9 protein-coding genes and 3 pseudogenes are annotated in these 17,503 nt (G+C 58.5%); 10 read left to right on the top strand and 2 right to left on the bottom strand.

Translation table 11 applies throughout. The features are described 5' to 3' along the window. Nucleotides 1-82 precede the first annotated feature (82 nt). From AB4N33_RS13415 to AB4N33_RS13400, 4 genes and pseudogenes are all read left to right on the top strand, one after another. Nucleotides 83-421, top strand: a complete 339-nt coding sequence (locus AB4N33_RS13415; protein WP_460117016.1) for a ComEA family DNA-binding protein — start codon at nt 83-85, stop codon at nt 419-421. 201 nt (nt 422-622) lie between these two features. Next, the gene (locus tag AB4N33_RS13410) at nt 623-1,417 is read left to right on the top strand and encodes an SDR family NAD(P)-dependent oxidoreductase (RefSeq protein ID WP_460117015.1); all 795 of its coding nucleotides are present in this window, start codon (nt 623-625) and stop codon (nt 1,415-1,417) included. Nucleotides 1,418-1,449: 32 nt separating this feature from the next. Further along, nucleotides 1,450-2,607 (top strand): annotated as a pseudogene (fabF, locus tag AB4N33_RS13405) (beta-ketoacyl-ACP synthase II); the annotation flags it as partial. A gap of 2,664 nt (nt 2,608-5,271) precedes the next feature. Beyond that, the gene (locus AB4N33_RS13400; protein WP_476457522.1) at nt 5,272-5,469 is read left to right on the top strand and encodes a hypothetical protein; all 198 of its coding nucleotides are present in this window, start codon (nt 5,272-5,274) and stop codon (nt 5,467-5,469) included. Between the two features lie 1,749 nt (nt 5,470-7,218). Here the strand turns inward: AB4N33_RS13400 and AB4N33_RS13395 are convergent. Both AB4N33_RS13395 and eat read right to left on the bottom strand, forming a co-directional pair. Then, the gene (locus AB4N33_RS13395) at nt 7,219-7,386 is read right to left on the bottom strand and encodes a DUF2897 family protein (protein ID WP_460117011.1); all 168 of its coding nucleotides are present in this window, start codon (nt 7,384-7,386) and stop codon (nt 7,219-7,221) included. Nucleotides 7,387-7,510: 124 nt separating this feature from the next. Next, nucleotides 7,511-8,874: pseudogene (eat, locus tag AB4N33_RS13390) on the bottom strand (ethanolamine permease). A gap of 414 nt (nt 8,875-9,288) precedes the next feature. Here eat and kdpF point away from each other — a divergent pair. The 6 genes and pseudogenes from kdpF to AB4N33_RS13360 all read left to right on the top strand — a co-directional run bounded on the left by kdpF (nt 9,289) and on the right by AB4N33_RS13360 (nt 17,434). Continuing rightward, nucleotides 9,289-9,378 carry a K(+)-transporting ATPase subunit F gene (kdpF, locus tag AB4N33_RS13385; protein ID WP_007899818.1) on the top strand — a complete coding sequence of 30 codons (90 nt, stop codon included), beginning with the start codon at nt 9,289-9,291 and terminating at the stop codon, nt 9,376-9,378. 8 nt (nt 9,379-9,386) lie between these two features. Continuing rightward, the gene (kdpA, locus tag AB4N33_RS13380) at nt 9,387-11,081 is read left to right on the top strand and encodes a potassium-transporting ATPase subunit KdpA (protein ID WP_476457521.1); all 1,695 of its coding nucleotides are present in this window, start codon (nt 9,387-9,389) and stop codon (nt 11,079-11,081) included. A gap of 24 nt (nt 11,082-11,105) precedes the next feature. Next, nucleotides 11,106-13,163 carry a potassium-transporting ATPase subunit KdpB gene (gene kdpB / locus AB4N33_RS13375; RefSeq protein WP_476457520.1) on the top strand — a complete coding sequence of 686 codons (2,058 nt, stop codon included), beginning with the start codon at nt 11,106-11,108 and terminating at the stop codon, nt 13,161-13,163. 155 nt (nt 13,164-13,318) lie between these two features. Beyond that, on the top strand, nt 13,319-13,864 hold the full coding sequence (gene kdpC, locus AB4N33_RS13370) for a potassium-transporting ATPase subunit KdpC (protein WP_460117008.1): 546 nt from the start codon (nt 13,319-13,321) through the stop codon (nt 13,862-13,864). A gap of 155 nt (nt 13,865-14,019) precedes the next feature. After that, a pseudogene (locus AB4N33_RS13365) lies at nt 14,020-16,670 on the top strand (DUF4118 domain-containing protein). 71 nt (nt 16,671-16,741) lie between these two features. Then, entirely contained in the window at nt 16,742-17,434 is a 693-nt protein-coding gene (locus AB4N33_RS13360; protein WP_460142156.1) for a response regulator, read from the top strand. Nucleotides 17,435-17,503 lie beyond the last annotated feature (69 nt).

Raw genomic sequence — 17,503 nt, 5'->3', positions numbered from 1 at the left:
GACAGGCTCCACCCATCACCTAAATTTGAGGAGCAGCTTGGGAAAAGCTGCGTTCTCAAATCAATGCCATGGAGCTTCAATTATGCGTACAAACTACTTCCAGTCGCTCATGCTGGTTCTGCTCGCCACTGTCTGTGGTGCTACGGCTTTCGCTGCACCCTCCAATAAACCCGAAACGGTCAACGCTCCCCTTGTCATGGAGATTTCATCCAAGACCTTGTCCGAAAAAGTCGACGTGAATCAAGCCGACGCCTCGACATTGCAACAAGAGCTGGCTGGAGTGGGGGAGGCCAAAGCTCAGGCGATCGTTGCCTACCGTGATGCCAATGGTCCTTTCTCCTCAGTGGACGAGCTGCTCGAAGTCAAGGGAATAGGCAAAGCCATCCTAGATAAGAATCGCGAGAAGCTCGAGGCGAACTAAGCTAGTAACCCTGCGCCATAAGGCCGGTCATTGACCGGCTTTTTGCAATCTCGCATGGGTGCTAAGCGCGCCTTTCGTCTGCATTGAGAAAATTACAGCTATCATATGCAAATTAAATTATGCCTATAATGATAGCGTTCTCCGCAGGCAGCTGGGCCAGCGATCATATGTTTTCTTTCACGCATCTTCAGGAGCACGGTCATGAATTCTCCCCAGTTTCAGGGCATAGCTGTCGTCACTGGCGCTTCGTCAGGCATCGGCGCCTTCTACGCTGAGCGCCTAGCAGCGCGCGGTTTTGATTTATTGCTGGTGGCTCGTGATCAACAGCGAATGGACGCCGCAGCTCACAAGCTCAGATCAAGGCATGGCGTTCAGGTCGAGGTATTGAAAGCCGACCTGACCCAAAAAGACGACGTGCTGAAAGTTGAACAACGTTTGCGCAGCGACTCCAGTATCAGCTTGTTGCTGAACAACGCGGGCGTCGCGGCGGATGGATTGCTCGCCAATACCGACCTTGATCAACTGGAGCGGCTCATTCAGTTGAACGTCACGACTCTGACGCTCCTGGCCTCAGCGGCAGCTGCGAATTTCGCCAAGGCTGGTCGAGGCACGATCATCAACATTGCTTCTGTGGTGGCTTTGTTTCCAGAACGCTTCAACGCTACCTACAGTGCGAGCAAGGCTTATGTGCTGAGCCTTTCGCAGTCACTGAACGCCGAGCTCGATGGCACCGGTGTCAAGGTGCAAGCAGTATTGCCAGGCGTGACGCGCACCGAAATCTGGGAGCGTTCTGGTATTGACGCGAGCCACATTCCGGCAGACATGGTCATGGAGGTGGAAGAGATGGTCGATGCGGCGCTGGCAGGTTTGGACCAGGGCGAGTTGATCACGATTCCTTCGTTGCCGAATGTTGCTGATTGGGACGCCTTCGTCGCTGCGCGTTATGTAATGGCGCCAAATCTTTCCAGGAACAAGGCTGCCTCCCGATACAAGTGAGGCGCCATCCATCGGCTGGAGGTAGTTGTTGTATGAGTAATATTCGAGTGGTTGTTACGGGTATGGGGCTGGTGTCGCCTCTGGGTTGTGGTGTCGATGCGGTTTGGACGCGTCTGCTGGCCGGATGCTCTGGCATAAAGCGTTTGCCGGATGAAGTGGTCGCGGATCTGCCTGCGCGCATTGGCGGTGCCGTCCCGACGTTGGCTGATGATGCGCAGGCTGGGTTTGATCCCGACTTGGCGACACCGCCCAAAGAACAAAAGAAGGTGGACCGCTTCATCCTGTTTGCTATGGAAGCCGCACGTCAGGCGGTTGAGCAGGCGGGGTGGCATGCGCCAACCGATGAGACCCAGGAGCGTACCGCCACCATCATTGGTTCGGGCGTGGGTGGTTTTGGCGCAATTGCTGATGCGGTTCGCATCACTGACAGCCGTGGCCCGCGTCGTTTGTCGCCGTTTACCATACCTTCTTTCCTGGTCAATCTGGCTGCCGGCCATGTATCGATCAAGCATGGTTTCAGAGGCCCTTTGGGTGCTCCGGTAACGGCATGCGCCGCCGGGGTGCAGGCGATTGGTGACGCGGCGAGGCTGATTCGGTGCGGCGAAGCGGATATTGCTATCTGTGGAGGGGCGGAGGCAGCAATTGACCGTGTCAGCCTCGCTGGATTTGCCGCTGCACGCGCCTTGTCCAGTGGATTCAACGAGACTCCCGAACGTGCGTCGCGCCCGTTTGACGCTGATCGTGACGGCTTCGTGATGGGCGAAGGTTCAGGCCTTCTGGTCATCGAATCTCTCGAGCATGCTCTGGGTCGTGGTGCGCAACCGCTGGCGGAACTGGTCGGTTACGGCACCAGCGCGGACGCCTATCACCTGACTGCTGGTCCTGAAGATGGCAGCGGTGCGCGGCGGGCGATGTCGCTTGCCTTGGCCCAGGCCGGTATCTCCCCTGATCAAGTGCAACATCTCAACGCGCACGCCACGTCGACGCCGGTTGGGGATCTGGGTGAGTTGGCAACGATCAAATCGTTGTTCGGTGCGGACAACAAGATCGCCGTGACGTCGACCAAGTCGGCTACCGGGCATCTGCTCGGCGCTGCGGGGGGGATTGAGGCAATTTTCACCCTGTTGGCACTCCGCGATCAGGTCGTGCCGGCCACCCTCAATTTCGATCACCCGGACCCGGAAGGCGACGAAGATGGATGCTCGTTATAACAACCGGTACGGGAAAAAGGAGTCGTTGCTCGTGCTCCCTTGGCGGGTTTGGGCGGCGGGGTTCGGCAACGGTGGCGGCGGCGGCGTGTTCAAACGCTGGCGTTCAAATATCGTCCAAGTGTTTGAGAGGTAACCTGGGAAGGTAATCCAGGTCTTCCTCATTCCGGTGGGGCCGTTGGGTTTCTCTGACATGCAAGGCAAAACCATGGCAGCTCAAACCCATGGAGGGGGGGGGGGGGGGGGGGGGGGGGCCAACAAGTGTATAATGACATGCAAGTGTTGGCAGCATCCCATCACCAAAAAAGAAAAAAAGAAAAGCCCTACTTGCCCCTCATTATTTGTTCAACCTTGCTTTCAGCATCCCAGATCAGAAGAAATTTGGCCATCCGCACATAGACCAAATTCCAGGTATGGTCATTATAATCTCTCTCTCTCTGCATAGAAGACGACTAGTCAGATGAAAAGAAAGGCAAAATCTAAATTCCTCTGGAAGAAAAGATGGTGGCTATCAGTGACAACTCTGGGGGGGGGAGGGTAGGTTCTTTTGTTTGGGGAGAGCCGGGAGGCCGTGGCGGCTGTGTGCACACATCAGTTCCCTCTCGCGCTGCCCTGCAGGCTTTTTTTTTTTTTTTTTTTTTTTTTTTTTTTTTTTCCTCCTCCCCCCCCCCCCCCCCCCCCCCCCTCAGTTCGTCTTAGGGTGGGGTACAGATAGGCTGTTCTTTTGAATTCCTACCTAAACTGAGACACAGCATTCATCTGGCAGTTTGGGGAACTAGGTCTATCAAATCCTGACAGGAAAATTAAACATGGTCTTCTGGAAATAAATGCCATTCATGTGTTTGGAGGCAGTGGTCTGCCCCTGACTAGCCTGCATTTTAATCCACCATTAGCACTTCATCTTGACAATAAAATAGATGTGAAAACGTGGTGACCACTTCTTTAAAAAAAAAAAAGAATTTCAGATTATTCTTTTTTTTTTTTTTTTTTTTTTTTTTTCCTCAGTGAAAAGAAAAAGAAAACCCAAAACAAAAAAAAAAAAAAAAAAAAAAAGAGCAGACATGAAGAAATTCTTGGCTCCGCGGGGGGGGGGGGGAAATCCCTCTGCAACTGGTCTGTGCAGGACACCATCATGTTCAGAAAAGGTTATAGTATCAGCTTGCAAACCCCCCCCCCCAGCCCTTTTTTTTTTTTTTTTCTTCTTCTGATTTTTTTTTTTCGTGGATAATCAGAAGCCGCCCAGAGTTACAGACTCCGCCCGGGGGGGGGGGGGGGGGGGGGGGCTCGTCCAATGCAAAGACTGCTTCCCTCCTGCAATCTGGACACCCCCCCCCCCCCCCCCCCCCATCTTTTTTTTGGGGGGGGGGGGGGGGGGGGGGGGGGGGGGTCATGCAAAAACAGATTTGCAAGAAAGTTCATTTTTTTTTTGCAATTCAAGGAAATAATCTTATTTTTTTTAGACGTTCGTGGAGGGGACACCGCGATGCTGGAGGCAGGCAGTGAAGCACATTCATTATTCAGCATGTCCTGCAGTATAATAATGACGATGGGGGTGTGGGTGCAGGCTGTGGGCACTCAAACCCCTCTCCCCAATTTGATGCTGAGAGACTATTGATAGGGGAAGGAAACTCCGCCGAATCTGAAGACACCTCTGATCTTCAGTAATGAGTCAGTGAAGGATAACATCTTGGACTTTTTTTTTTTTTTTTTTTTTTTTTTTTTTTTTTTTTTTTTTTTTTGAGATGGCTCTTCCTTTTTTTTTTTTTGTCTTTGTTTGATATGGCAGTTTTACTTATACAAACAGCCAGCCCAGTCATGCAGCTACTGTGTTGCTTCTATGCAGGAATGCAGGCCTTTGCAGGCTCTGTGCCACGTGGAGATGCCCCTCTGGCAGTGACAGAGCAGTCCAGCCTGTGGACGCGGCCGTCTCTGAGGCCTTCGTTTTTTTTTTTTTTGTCCTTGAAATCTAATATGTATCTTGTATCCTTGCAGTAGGATAACATTTTGATCTAATCTTCCCCGCTCCTTCTTCTCAGTCCCTTAACCGCTGATGGCGCTTGACGGGAAGGTAATCCCCTGCATAACACCATATTGCCTGCCCCCCGCCCCCCCCCAAACATTCTGCCTTTGTCGTCAGGAGGACAGCTGTGCCAGCTGTGGAGATCAGCTGTTGCCCCCAACATCATTCTGGGACCAGCGACCAAGGTATCCTCCTACAGCCTTTTTTTTTCGGCCTTGAAAATCAGACATCATTGGTTTTAATCCTTGCCCCACAGTGAGGCAGTGGCTACCATTAAGTGTGGGGGGGGGGGGGGGGGGGGGGGGGGGGGGGGGGGGGCGTTGCCCTGCAGTGCAAAAAAAAAAAAAAAAAAAAAAAAAAAAAAAAAAAGGCCGTCTGTCATTGCTTCCTCAATAGTTTTTCACACACACACTTTTTTTTAAAAGCCAGTGCTTTTATTCTATTATATGGCTGCTTGTAAAAAAAAAAAAAAAAAAAAAAAAAAAAAAAAAAAATGATATCATTTTATTAGGAATGAAAAAAAAAAAAAAAAAAAAAAAAAAAGAAAGAAAGAAAGAACTGGATAAATGCGAATGGGGGGGGGGGGCGCATGATCAAAACCTACCGAGCCCATTGGAGGAGCAGCCATGAAAACAATGAACAGTGAGAGAGAGAGAGAGAGAGAGAGAGAGAGGAAGAGAGAGAGAGAGAGAGAGAGAGAGAGAGAGAGAGAGAGAGAGAGAGAGAGAGAGATCATCTTATCTGGCCTCCCCCACATGGGGATGCTACTGATGAGGATGAACTTTCCACCATCAGACAGATCACTGGGTGTGTGTGGAGCATGAAACCATCATCGTGGAGGAGTTTCATCGAATGCATCGCAGAATCATCCATGCACCTTGTGATGTTGTGCTGAAAAGCGAAGGACGAAGGTTGGTTGAAATTCATAGGAGGATCTGTGCATTGCCCTGTTGTATGAAGAACAATGATGGAGAGAAGCGTCTGGGACGCGATAATCAAAACCTGTCAGAGGACCAGTGATTCCAGACACAATCCAACGTAGAGTCGTTGTCAGCAGGGGTTTGCGTTGTTCTGTGATTGAGGGGAATAAATCAAAGTGTGGGAGGAGCCTGCTTCACAGAAAACCTGGACAACGACGTCAGCATGAATTAATGCCTATCGGAGGCGGCACACACACTCATTCATAGACGGATGGGGGGGGGGGGGGGGGGGGGGGGGGGGGGGGGGGTGAGCATACACACACAATTCGGAGGATATGTGATAAGAAGGGATCATTAGGCGGCATAGCATCCCAGCGGTCTTCTGCTAATCAGGCAGACATGACGCCTTCTGGTTTGTCCGTGCCTGGTGTGGATGGGCTCTCAGTGCAGTGGACATGGGCAGGCAGTGCTGCAAGCTGGAAATCAATGGCGCCGCTGGTCAGAGTGGTGGGCAGTCCTGTGGTTTCGAATGTGACCGAGCCATCTTCAGTGTGGAGGAGAACATCCCAGCGGAGGTGCCAGTCCAGGGCCCATCGCATCTGACATCAATGTCATGAGGGGACCTTTGTGATTTGTGCCTACCAGCTTGTGAGTCAAACCACCTTCACCTTCCCCTGAGTTGGATGGGTGCAGTTCTGGACTGTCCCTTGCCCTGGGCATTGCCCTTGGTGCATCACAGTCTGATTTCCCCAGATCCGCCGCGGCTGTCCTGGCTGTTCTCAGCAGCTGACATGGGTGACATGAGAGAGAGGGGAGGAAAAGCCGGAAAAGCTTTCTGCGTGGATGTGGGAGGAAGGAAATTATCAGATTGGACCTTCCCCAGCTGCTGGAGACAACCCCAGTGTTCTGTCCTTTTCTTTATGGTTGATAACTGTGATGGTCCCGTGGTGCCCCATTACAGTTTTTTTTTTTTTTTTTTTTTTTTTTTTTTTTTTTTTTTTTTTTTTTTTTTAATTGAGTGTTCTCTTCACATTGGGCATTTTAATACCTTGTTTCTTGTTTTTTTTTTTTTTTTTTTTTTTTTGGAAACTCAGTCTGGACTTTTTTTTTTTTTTTTTTTTTTTTTTTCTTCATTAAAAAAAAAAAAAAGGGAGGGGGGGGGGGGGGGGGGGGGGGGGGGGGGGGGGGGGGGGGGGGGGGGGGGGGGGGGGGGGAAAGAGAGAGAGAGAGAGAGAGAGAGAGAGAGAGAGAGAGAGAGAGAGAGAGATGCAGTCTGAGACAGAAAATTAACCACCCCCCCCCCCCCCCCCCCCCCCCCCCCCCCCTTTTTTTTTTCTATTTATACGGGGGGGGGGGGGGGGGGGGGGGGGGGGGGGGGGGGGGGGGGGGGGGGGGGGGGGGGGGGGGGGGGGGGTGTGTGTGCACAGGTATAATCCAAATGTGAATTTTTAGAAAAGGGCTCACTGCACACACTAAGGACTGCTTATTACACCCTTCTTCATGACCGGAGGGGGGGGGGGGGGGGGGGGGGGGGGGGGGGGCGATTGAGGTGTTCCTTTAATAAGGAAAATCCCAGCGATGCCGAGATTTTCCTCCTTTGACAACCACTACTAAACGCACTAGTAACAAACAAACCAATAGGTGCATTTATATTCAGCGATCCTGCGCATCCTTGGCATCCGCTGCCGCATTGCGCTCCGCAACACGCTTGCGCTGCTCATCGGTCAGTTCGACCTTGTTGGCCGTATCGCGCAGCATCATCAAACCGCCGACGATCGAGCCGATTGCAACGACCAGAATCAACCAGGCATACCAGGGCATGGGAATCTCCTTGAGTGCAGTTCGGTTGGCAGTTTTGCCAACCGATCCTGCTTACCACTTTGAGCGATTTATTTTCGCAGTGGTTCCATTCTATGCCTGATCTGCCGGTTGCACCTGCCGTCAGTCAAAGTCCGGTCAACATGGCGTCCGTGGGCGCATCCGCGCGCAGTTGCGCTGTCAGCATGAAGTACACGAATCCCACGGCCATGAAACCGAGGAAAATCAGCCCGATCAACGTGTTGAACCAGGCCATTGCCACCAGGCACACCACCGCCAGCACCAGGGCAATGATGGGCAGCAGGGGGTAGCAGGGAGCACGGAAGGTGCGCTCGAGGTTGGGTTCGGTTTTGCGCAGTTTGAACAGGCTGAGCATGCTCATGATGTACATGACGATGGCGCCGAACACGGCCATGGTGATCATCGCTGCCGTCAGTGTCATGCCACCGAGGTTGATCAGGCCGTCGCTGTAGATGGCGGCGATGCCGACCACGCCACCGGCGATGATTGCTCGGTGCGGCGTCTGGAAGCGCGACAGTTTGGCCAGGGATGCCGGCAGGTAACCGGCGCGGGCGAGGGCGAAGAACTGGCGCGAGTAGCCGAGGATGATCCCGTGGAAGCTCGCCACCAGGCCGAACAGGCCGATCCACACCAGCATGTGCAACCAGCCGGAGTTTTCGCCGACCACGGTTTTCATCGCCTGGGGCAGCGGGTCGTTGATGTTCGACAGGGTGCGCCAGTCGCCGACACCACCGGCGAAGAACATCACGCCCATTGCCAGTATCACCAGGGTCAGGATGCCGCTGATGTAGGCCTTGGGAATCGTGCGTTTCGGGTCCTTGGCTTCTTCGGCGGCCATGGCGGCGCCTTCGATGGCGAGGAAGAACCAGATCGCGAATGGAATCGCCGCGAACATGCCGGCTATCGCGGGGGCACCGAACACATCGGAACCGGCCCAGCCATTGAGGGCGAAGTTGCTGAAACTGAAGGCCGGTGCAACCACGCCCATGAACACCAGCAATTCAGCCACGGCGAGCACGCACACCACCAGTTCGAACGTGGCGGCGAGTTTGACCCCGAGAATGTTCAGGGTCATGAACACCAGGTAAGCGCCGACTGCGGCGTGTTTCGGATCGAGCGCCGGAAACTGCACGTTCAGGTAGGCGCCGATCGCCAACGCGATGGCCGGTGGCGCGAAGACAAATTCGATCAGCGTCGCCAGCCCGGCGATCAATCCACCTTTTTCACCAAAGGCGCGGCGGCTGTAGGCAAAGGTCCACCCGCGTGAGGAATTGCGGTGGTCAGCTCGGTGAAACTGAAGATGAAGCAGGTGTACATGGTGGCGACCATCAACGAGGTCACCAGGAAGCCGAGTGTGCCGGCCACGCCCCAGCCGTAACTCCAGCCGAAATACTCGCCGGAAATCACCAGCCCGACCGCGATGCCCCACAGGTGGAGCGTGCCCAGCGTGGGTTTGAGTTGTGTGTTCATGCGTTTCTCCCTGGACGGTTGGAAAGCTCTGGGGAGGGCGTGTGCAGTGGGCGTGCCATTTTGCGAAAGCGCGTCGTAAAGCGTGGAAAGCTGTCGTATCGGGGATGTTCGCTGCTGGATGTACTGTTTTTGTGCATCAGTTGGGGGCAGCGGTGACTGTGCCGGCCTCTTCGCGGGCAAGCCCGCTCCCACAGGGTTCTCTGATGATCACAAATCTTGAGTACACCTCGATACTTTGTGGGAGCGGCGGTGCGACGGTTCGACTTGCCCGCGAAGAGGCCCGTCCTGCCTCCACAGAGCCCACTCTTTACACTTTCTTTATGCCCCGCCACACCCCTCGATCTCGTTCCTTTACAGCCTCCCTCCTGACAATGACTGCACACGCGGCAATACGCCGTTACACGGAGAATTTCCATGAGCGTTCTGGACGGAGTGTCACTGCTGCTGGCAGTGGGGCTGTTCATTTATCTGTTGGTTGCGCTGTTGCGCGCGGACCGGAACTAGGAGCGGCTATGCACAGTTATGACTATTGGCTGATCCTGGCCTTCTTCGCCGTGGTGCTGATACCGGCACCGTTCCTGGGGCGTTTCTACTACAAGGTCATGGAAGGGCAGCGCACCTGGCTGACGCCGGTGCTGGGGCCGGTGGAACGCGGCTGTTATCGTGTGGCCGGGGTCGATCCGCATGCCGAACAGAGCTGGCAGAAGTACACCCTGGCCTTGCTCGCGTTCAATCTCGCGGGTTTTTTGCTGTTGTTCTTCATCCTGTTGTTTCAGGACCATTTGCCGTTGAACCCGCAGAATCTGCCGGGCCAGGAGTGGACGCTGGCGTTCAACACCGCCATCAGTTTCATGACCAACACCAACTGGCAGGCCTACAGCGGCGAGGCCTCGCTGAGCTACCTCAGCCAGATGGCCGGCCTCACCGTGCAGAACTTCGTCAGCGCCGCCACGGGCCTGGCGGTGCTGGTGGCGCTGTGTCGCGGGATTGGTCGCAAGTCCGCGCAGACCCTGGGCAACTTCTGGGTCGACATGACCCGCGCCACCCTCTACGGCCTGTTGCCGCTGTGCCTGCTGCTGGCGCTGTACCTAGTGTGGCAGGGCGTGCCGCAAACCTTCGCCCAGTACGTCAATGCCGTGACGATGCAAGGCGTGGATCAGGTCATCCCGCTTGGCCCGGCCGCCAGCCAGATTGCGATCAAGCAACTGGGCACCAACGGCGGGGGCTTCTTCGGTGTCAACTCGGCGCACCCGTTCGAGAATCCGACGGCGTGGAGCAACCTGTTCGAGGTTGCATCGATAATCCTGATCCCGGTGGCCCTGGTGTTCACCTTCGGCCACTACGTGAAGGACCTGCGCCAGAGTCGCGCGATCATTGCCTGCATGTTCGCGCTGTTCCTGATCGGTGGGGCGACGTCACTGTGGGCCGAGTACCAGCCTAACCCGACCCTGAACAACGTCGCCGTCGAACAGACCGCGCCGCTGGAGGGCAAGGAAGCGCGCTTCGGCACCACCGCCACCGTGCTCTGGTCGGTGACCACGACAGCCGCCTCCAACGGTTCCGTCAACGCCATGCATGACAGCCTCAACCCCCTGAGCGGCATGGTCGCGCTGGTCAACATGATGGTCGGCGAGGTGATCTTCGGCGGCGTCGGCGCCGGGCTCTACGGCATGTTGCTCAACGTGTTGATCGCGGTATTCCTCGCCGGCCTGATGATCGGCCGCACCCCCGAATACCTCGGTAAAAAGCTGCAAGCCAAGGAAGTGCAACTGCTGGTGGTGACGCTGCTGGTGATGCCGGTGGGCGTGCTGGTACTTGGCGCGATTGCCGCGACCCTGCCCGGGCCGGTGGCATCGGTGAGCAACCCCGGCGCGCATGGCTTCAGCCAGCTGCTTTACGCCTACACCTCGGCCAGCGCCAACAATGGCTCGGCGTTCGGCGGCTTTGGCGCCAACACCGCGTTCCACAACCTGATGCTGGGCCTGGGCATGTTGATCGGCCGCTTCGGTTACATCCTCCCGGTACTGGCCCTGGCTGGCAGCCTGGCGATGAAGAAAACCGCCCCGGTTGGGCAGAACAGCTTCCCGACCCACGGTGCGCTGTTCGTCACCCTGCTGACCGTGACCATTTTGCTGGTGGGCGGCCTGACCTTCCTGCCGACGCTGGCACTGGGTCCTATTGCTGAACATTTGAGTATGGGCTTCTAAGCCTCTCTATTTAGGAGCAGCATCATGAATATGCCTGCTGTAAAACCCGCCGCTGCCAAGGCGCCGGAACACGCAAAAACCGCGATCTCTGCGTTATGGCGCCCGGCGCTGATCCAGGCCTTCGTCAAGCTCGACCCTCGTCAGTTGCAGCGTGCACCGGTGATGTTGGTGGTCGAACTGACGGCGGTACTGGCCACCGTCCTGTGCTTCATCCCTGACAGCGCGGTGCCGACGTTCGTCGCCGCGCAGATCGCCCTGTGGCTGTGGTTCACCGTGCTTTTCGCCAACTTTGCCGAAGCGCTGGCCGAAGGTCGTGGCAAGGCTCGCGCCGACAGCCTCAAGGCCGGCAGCGAAGGCCTGAGTGCCCGGCGTAAAAACGCCACTGGCACGTTTGAAGTAGTCCCAGCCGCGCGATTGCGCAAAGGTGACGTGGTGCGGGTCGAGGCCGGGGAAATGATCCCCGGTGACGGCGAGGTCATCGAAGGCATTGCAGCGGTCAACGAAGCGGCGATTACCGGGGAGTCCGCGCCGGTCATCCGCGAGTCCGGCGGCGACCGTTCCGCTGTGACCGGCAACACGCGGCTGGTGTCCGACTGGCTGCTGGTGCGCATCACCGCCAACCCCGGCGAGTCGACACTGGACCGCATGATCGCGCTGGTCGAAGGCGCCAAGCGCCAGAAGACCCCGAACGAAGTGGCGCTCGACATCCTGCTGATCGGCTTGACCCTGATCTTCCTGCTAGTGGTCGTGACCCTGCAGCCGTTCGCCCACTTCGCCAACGGCAGCCTGCCGCTGGTGTTCCTGGTGGCGTTATTGGTCACGCTGATTCCGACCACCATCGGCGGCCTGCTGTCGGCCATCGGCATCGCCGGCATGGATCGCCTGGTGCGCCTGAATGTGATCGCCAAATCCGGTCGCGCCGTGGAAGCGGCGGGGGACGTGCATGTCCTGCTGCTGGACAAGACCGGCACCATCACTTTCGGCAACCGTCGTTGCGCGGCGATTTATGCAGCGCCTGGCGTGACCGCGAGGGATCTGGCTGAGGGCGCACTGTTTGCATCGCTGGCGGACGAGACGGCGGAAGGCAAATCCATCGTCGAATACCTACGCAATTTGCATCCACAGTCTGAACCGGCCCCCGAGGTACTGACCGTCGTGCCGTTCAGCGCCGAGACGCGCTTGTCCGGGGTCGATTATCAAGGGCACGTGTATCGCAAGGGCGCCGTGGATTCGCTGCTGACGTTCGTGGGTCAGAAACGCGCTGATCTGGCGCCAGCCCTGTCCCGTGAAATCGACAAGATCGCCCAAAGTGGCGGCACGCCTTTGCTCGTGTGTGTCGACGGCAAACTGCTCGGCGCCATCCACCTCAAGGACGTGGTCAAGCCCGGCATCCGTGAGCGTTTTGCCGAGCTGCGCAAATTGGGTATTCGCACCGTCATGGTGACTGGCGATAACCCATTGACCGCTGCGGCGATTGCGGCGGAAGCGGGTGTTGACGACGTGCTGGCCGAAGCCACGCCGGAGAAAAAACTGGCGCGCATTCGTCATGAGCAGAATGACGGTCGATTGGTGGCCATGTGCGGCGACGGCGCCAACGACGCACCGGCCCTGGCCCAGGCCGATGTCGGCATGGCGATGAATGACGGCACGCAAGCCGCGCGCGAGGCGGCGAACATGGTCGACCTCGACAGCGACCCGACCAAGTTGTTGGACGTGGTGCAGATCGGCAAGGAATTGCTGGTGACCCGTGGTGCGCTGACGACGTTTTCCATTGCCAACGACGTGGCCAAGTACTTCGCGATTCTGCCCGCGTTGTTCGCCTCGATCTACCCGCAACTGGGCGTGCTCAACATCATGCAGTTGAGCAGTCCGCAGAGCGCGATCCTGTCGGCCATCGTGTTCAACGCGTTGATCATCGTGGTGCTGATCCCACTGGCCCTGCGCGGCGTGCGGGTGCAGGCTGCAAACGCGGCGGCACTGCTGCGACGCAACCTGTTGATCTACGGCCTCGGCGGGATCCTGGTGCCGTTCGTGGGCATCAAGGCGATCGACATGTTGCTGACGGCGTTGCACCTGGTCTGACCAACTCCACCCCCCTGTAGGAGCGAGCTTGTCGAGGCGTCGAACCGTCGCGATGGTCGCCAACGATGACGCTGGCAGCCTGACACCCTGCGGTGTTTGAGACACCATCGCGAGCAAGCTCGCTCCTACAGGATACATTCGAGAGGGAATTAGAAATGTCCACAATGATACGTCCGGCCCTGAGCCTGCTGGTGTTGATGACACTGATCACCGGTGTCGCTTACCCCCTGGTCGTCACCGGTGTCGCCCAGATTGCATTCCCCATTCAGGCCAACGGCAGCCTGGTACACGACGCCGAAGGCAAGGTGCGCGGTTCGTCGCTGATTGCCCAGGATTTCGTCGGTGACGCCTGGTTCCATCCACGGCCTTCCGCCGGTGCCTTCGCCACGGTGTCGAGCAGCGCGAGCAACCTGTCGCCGAGCAACCCGGCACTGGCAACGCGGGTGATCGACGAGGCCGGTAAACAGTTGGTGCCAGGACAAGGTCCGGTGCCGCTGGCGCTGCTGACCACTTCGGGCAGCGGCCTCGATCCACACTTGCCACCGGCGGCGATTGCCTATCAACTGGCGCGTGTCGCGCAGGCGCGCAATCTGCCAGTGTCGACGTTGCAACAGTTGCTGGAGGCGCACATCGAGCAACCGTTGGTGGGGCCGCCGGTGGTGAATGTGTTGGCGCTGAATATGGCGTTGGAAAAACTTTAAATCTGTGTTGACGCCATCGCGGGCAAGCCCGCTCCCACAGGAGGCGGTGTCGTTCACAAATTTTGTGTTCAACACTCAACCTTGTGGGAGCGGGCTCGCTCGCGAAGGCGGCCTCAAAGACACCTCATCAACATCAGAAAAAACGAGACCCCAGCATGAGCAACTCCGGCCGCGCCGACGCCCTCTTAGCAGACCTGCCCCGCGACGGCCGTGGCCGGCTCAAGGTGTTCCTCGGCGCGGCACCCGGCGTGGGCAAGACCTACGCCATGCTGCAAGCGGCGCACACCCAATTGCGCCAGGGCGTGAAAGTCATTGCCGGCGTCGTCGAAACCCACGGTCGAGCCGAAACCGAAGCGCTGCTCGGCGGCCTGCCGCAGCAGCCGCTGGTGCGTTCGCAATACCGTGGCGTGATGCTCGAGGAAATGGACCTTGACGGCTTGCTCGCCGCCAGGCCGAAGTTAGTGCTGGTGGACGAACTCGCCCACAGCAACGCCCCGGGCAGTCGTCATGCCAAGCGCTGGCAAGACATCCAGGAACTGCTTGCCGCTGGCATCGACGTGTACACCACCGTCAACGTCCAGCACCTGGAAAGCCTCAACGACCAGGTGCGCGGTATCACCGGCGTGCAGGTTCGCGAGACCTTGCCCGACTGGGTGCTACAGGAGGCCTACGAGCTGCTGCTGATCGACTTGCCACCCCGGGAGTTGCTCGAGCGCCTGCGCGACGGCAAGGTCTATGTGCCGGAGCAGGCGAGGGCGGCTATCGACGCGTTCTTCACCCAGACCAACCTCACTGCCCTGCGTGAGATGGCGATGCAAACCGCAGCGGCCCAGGTCGATAATGACCTGACCCAGGGTTATCGCCAGCTCGGCCAGGCTGCGCCCACCGTGCGCGGTCGGCTGCTGGTGGGTGTCGACGGCGATGACCAGGCTGAGCGGCTGGTGCGCCATGCCAGCCGGGTGGCCCAGCGACGGCACCTGCCGTGGAGCCTGGTGCATGTGGACAATGGCCGGGTGGCCGACGAGCAATCGCGACTGCGCCTGCAAAGCGCCCAGCAACTGGCGGAGCGACTGGGCGGCGAAGTGGTGTTACTGCGCGCCGGTGAAGTGGCGAAAACCCTGATCCAGCATGCGGCCGAGCGGCGTGCCAGCCTGGTGCTGGTTGGCCAGTCCCGGCAGCGCTGGCGTCGGCGGGTGTTCGGTGGCGGCCTGGCATCGCGCTTGCTGCGCGATGCCCGTGGGCTGGAAATCAACGTCCTCGACAGCGACCACACACAGGATCAACCGCGCTTGCGGTCGCCGCGTTCGCTTGTCTGGTTCGACTATGCGCTGGCGGTGTTGGCGACGTTGCTGGCCAGTGCCCTGGCCTGGGCGGTGGCCAGTGTCCTGCCGTTGCCGAATATCTCGCTGGTGTTCCTCGCCGCGGTGCTGCTGGTGGCGGTGCGCAGCAGCCTGGGCCCGGCGCTGGTGTGTGCGGCGCTGTCGTTCCTGACCTATGATTTTTTGTTCATTCCGCCGAATTTCTCCTTGAGTATCCAGCGCGAAGAAGACGTGCTGACCTTGCTGTTTTTCCTGTTGATGGCAGCGCTCACCGGCAACCTCGCGGCGCGCCAGCGTCAACAATTGCAGGCGCTGCGCGACACCCAGGAAGAGACCAGCGAATTGCTCGACCTGTCGCGCAAGCTCACGGCCGCCACCGACCGCCAGGCCGTGGTCAGCGCCGCCGCGCAGCATCTCGACGGCTGGCGCGATGCGCAGGTGTGCCTGCTCAATCGCGATGGACCGGCTGCCTGGAAAGTCGAGACCGGCGGCCCGCTTGAATTCACCGAGGCCGAGCGTGCGGCTGCGGACTGGGCCTGGCAACACGACCAGCCCGCGGGCGCTGGCACCGGCACGTTGCCGTTCGGCCGTTGGTGGTGGTGGCCGTTGTCCGTGGACGATGGACCGCTGGCGCTGTTGGGTGTCTGCGCCAAGGAGGGCCAGACGCTGAGCGGGCAGCGCCGACGTCTGTTGACCGCCTTGAGCCAGCCACTGGCCCAGGCCTTGGCGCGTGCACAACTGGCACAAGACCTGGAGGCGGCGCGTCTTCACGGTGAAACCGAACAACTGCGCAGCGCCTTGCTCGCCTCGGTGTCCCACGATTTGCGGACGCCGCTGACCGCCATGCGCGGCAGTATCGACAGCTTGTTGGCGTTGGGCGAAGCAATCCCGCTCCAGGACCGTCGCGAACTGCTCGAAGGCACCCGCGATGAAGCCGAGCGCCTGGACCGTTACATCCAGAACCTGCTGGACATGACTCGTCTGGGCCACGGTGCGCTGAAGCTGGCACGGGACTGGGTGGCGCCGGCCGATATCGTCGGCAGTTCGCTGAGTCGCCTGCGGGCGGTACTGGCGCCACTTCAGGTGAGCGTCGATGTGCCGGCCCAGTTGCCGCTGCTGTACGTTCATGCGGCGCTGATCGAGCAGGCGCTGGTCAACGTGCTGGAAAACGCCGCACGTTTTCTCCCCTGCACGGTCGTCTGCAGGTGCAGGCGGGTGTGAAGGAAAACGAGCTGTTTTTCTCGGTCAGCGATGAAGGGCCGGGGATTCCCGAGGCTGAGCGGGCGAAGATTTTCGACATGTTCTACACCGCCGCGCGCGGGGATCGGGGCGGGCAGGGCACGGGCCTCGGGCTGGCGATCTGTCAGGGCATGGTCGGCGCCCATGGCGGGTACATCAGCGTTGGAGACGGCATCGAGGGGCGCGGTACTTGCATCGCCCTGCACCTGCCGTTGCAGGAGCAACCTGCCGACGAAGACGAGGGCTGAGCCTTGAATCCTCAAGCCAGAACCCGCAAGCCTGATACTCTTCGGATCTCCCCATGCCGCGACCGCCAACCATGAGCCAGACCACGACCATCCTGGTCATTGACGACGAACCGCAGATCCGTAAATTTCTTCGCATCAGCCTGGCTTCCCAGGGCTACAAGGTCCTGGAGGCCGGGACCGGCACCGAAGGCCTGGCGCAAGCGGCACTGAGTAAACCCGACTTGCTGGTGCTCGACCTCGGCCTGCCGGACATGGACGGCCAACAGGTACTGCGCGAGTTTCGTGAATGGTCGACGGTGCCAGTGCTGGTGTTGTCGGTGCGTGCCAGCGAAGGACAGAAGGTCGAGGCGCTGGATGGCGGCGCCAACGACTACGTGACCAAACCGTTCGGCATTCAGGAATTTCTAGCCCGGGTGCGTGCGTTGTTGCGTCAGGTGCCGGCGGGGGACGCTCAGCAGGCAGCACTGAGCTTCGGCCCGCTGACCGTGGACCTGGCCTATCGCCGGGTGTTGCTCGAGGGTGTGGAAGTGGCGTTAACCCGTAAGGAATACGCAGTGCTGGCGCAACTGGCGCGGCATCCCGGGCGAGTCATCACCCAGCAGCAGTTGCTCAAGGACATCTGGGGGCCGACCCATACCGAAGACAGTCATTACCTGCGGATCGTGGTCGGGCATCTACGCCAGAAACTGGCCGACGACCCGACCCGGCCGAGGTTTATCGTGACCGAGGCGGGCGTGGGTTATCGGTTGTTGGGGCAGGGGTAGTTTACAGTTTTGTATTGATTGCACTGGCGCTATCGCTCCCACATTGGTCCTGTGTACACAGTTCCCCTG

It is taken from the genome of Pseudomonas sp. S1_E05 (assembly GCF_056337105.1).
This window is presented reverse-complemented; position numbering and strand designations above follow the sequence as displayed.

Excerpts from the sequence above, each read along its gene's own strand:
- AB4N33_RS13415 (WP_460117016.1), top strand. The coding sequence starts at position 83 with ATGCGTACAAACTACTTCCAGTCGCTCATGCTGGTTCTGCTCGCCACT.
- AB4N33_RS13410 (WP_460117015.1), top strand. The coding sequence starts at position 623 with ATGAATTCTCCCCAGTTTCAGGGCATAGCTGTCGTCACTGGCGCTTCG.
- AB4N33_RS13400 (WP_476457522.1), top strand. The coding sequence starts at position 5,272 with ATGAAAACAATGAACAGTGAGAGAGAGAGAGAGAGAGAGAGAGAGAGG.
- AB4N33_RS13395 (WP_460117011.1), bottom strand. The coding sequence starts at position 7,386 with ATGCCCTGGTATGCCTGGTTGATTCTGGTCGTTGCAATCGGCTCGATC.
- kdpF (WP_007899818.1), top strand. The coding sequence starts at position 9,289 with ATGAGCGTTCTGGACGGAGTGTCACTGCTGCTGGCAGTGGGGCTGTTC.
- kdpA (WP_476457521.1), top strand. The coding sequence starts at position 9,387 with ATGCACAGTTATGACTATTGGCTGATCCTGGCCTTCTTCGCCGTGGTG.
- kdpB (WP_476457520.1), top strand. The coding sequence starts at position 11,106 with ATGAATATGCCTGCTGTAAAACCCGCCGCTGCCAAGGCGCCGGAACAC.
- kdpC (WP_460117008.1), top strand. The coding sequence starts at position 13,319 with ATGTCCACAATGATACGTCCGGCCCTGAGCCTGCTGGTGTTGATGACA.
- AB4N33_RS13360 (WP_460142156.1), top strand. The coding sequence starts at position 16,742 with ATGAGCCAGACCACGACCATCCTGGTCATTGACGACGAACCGCAGATC.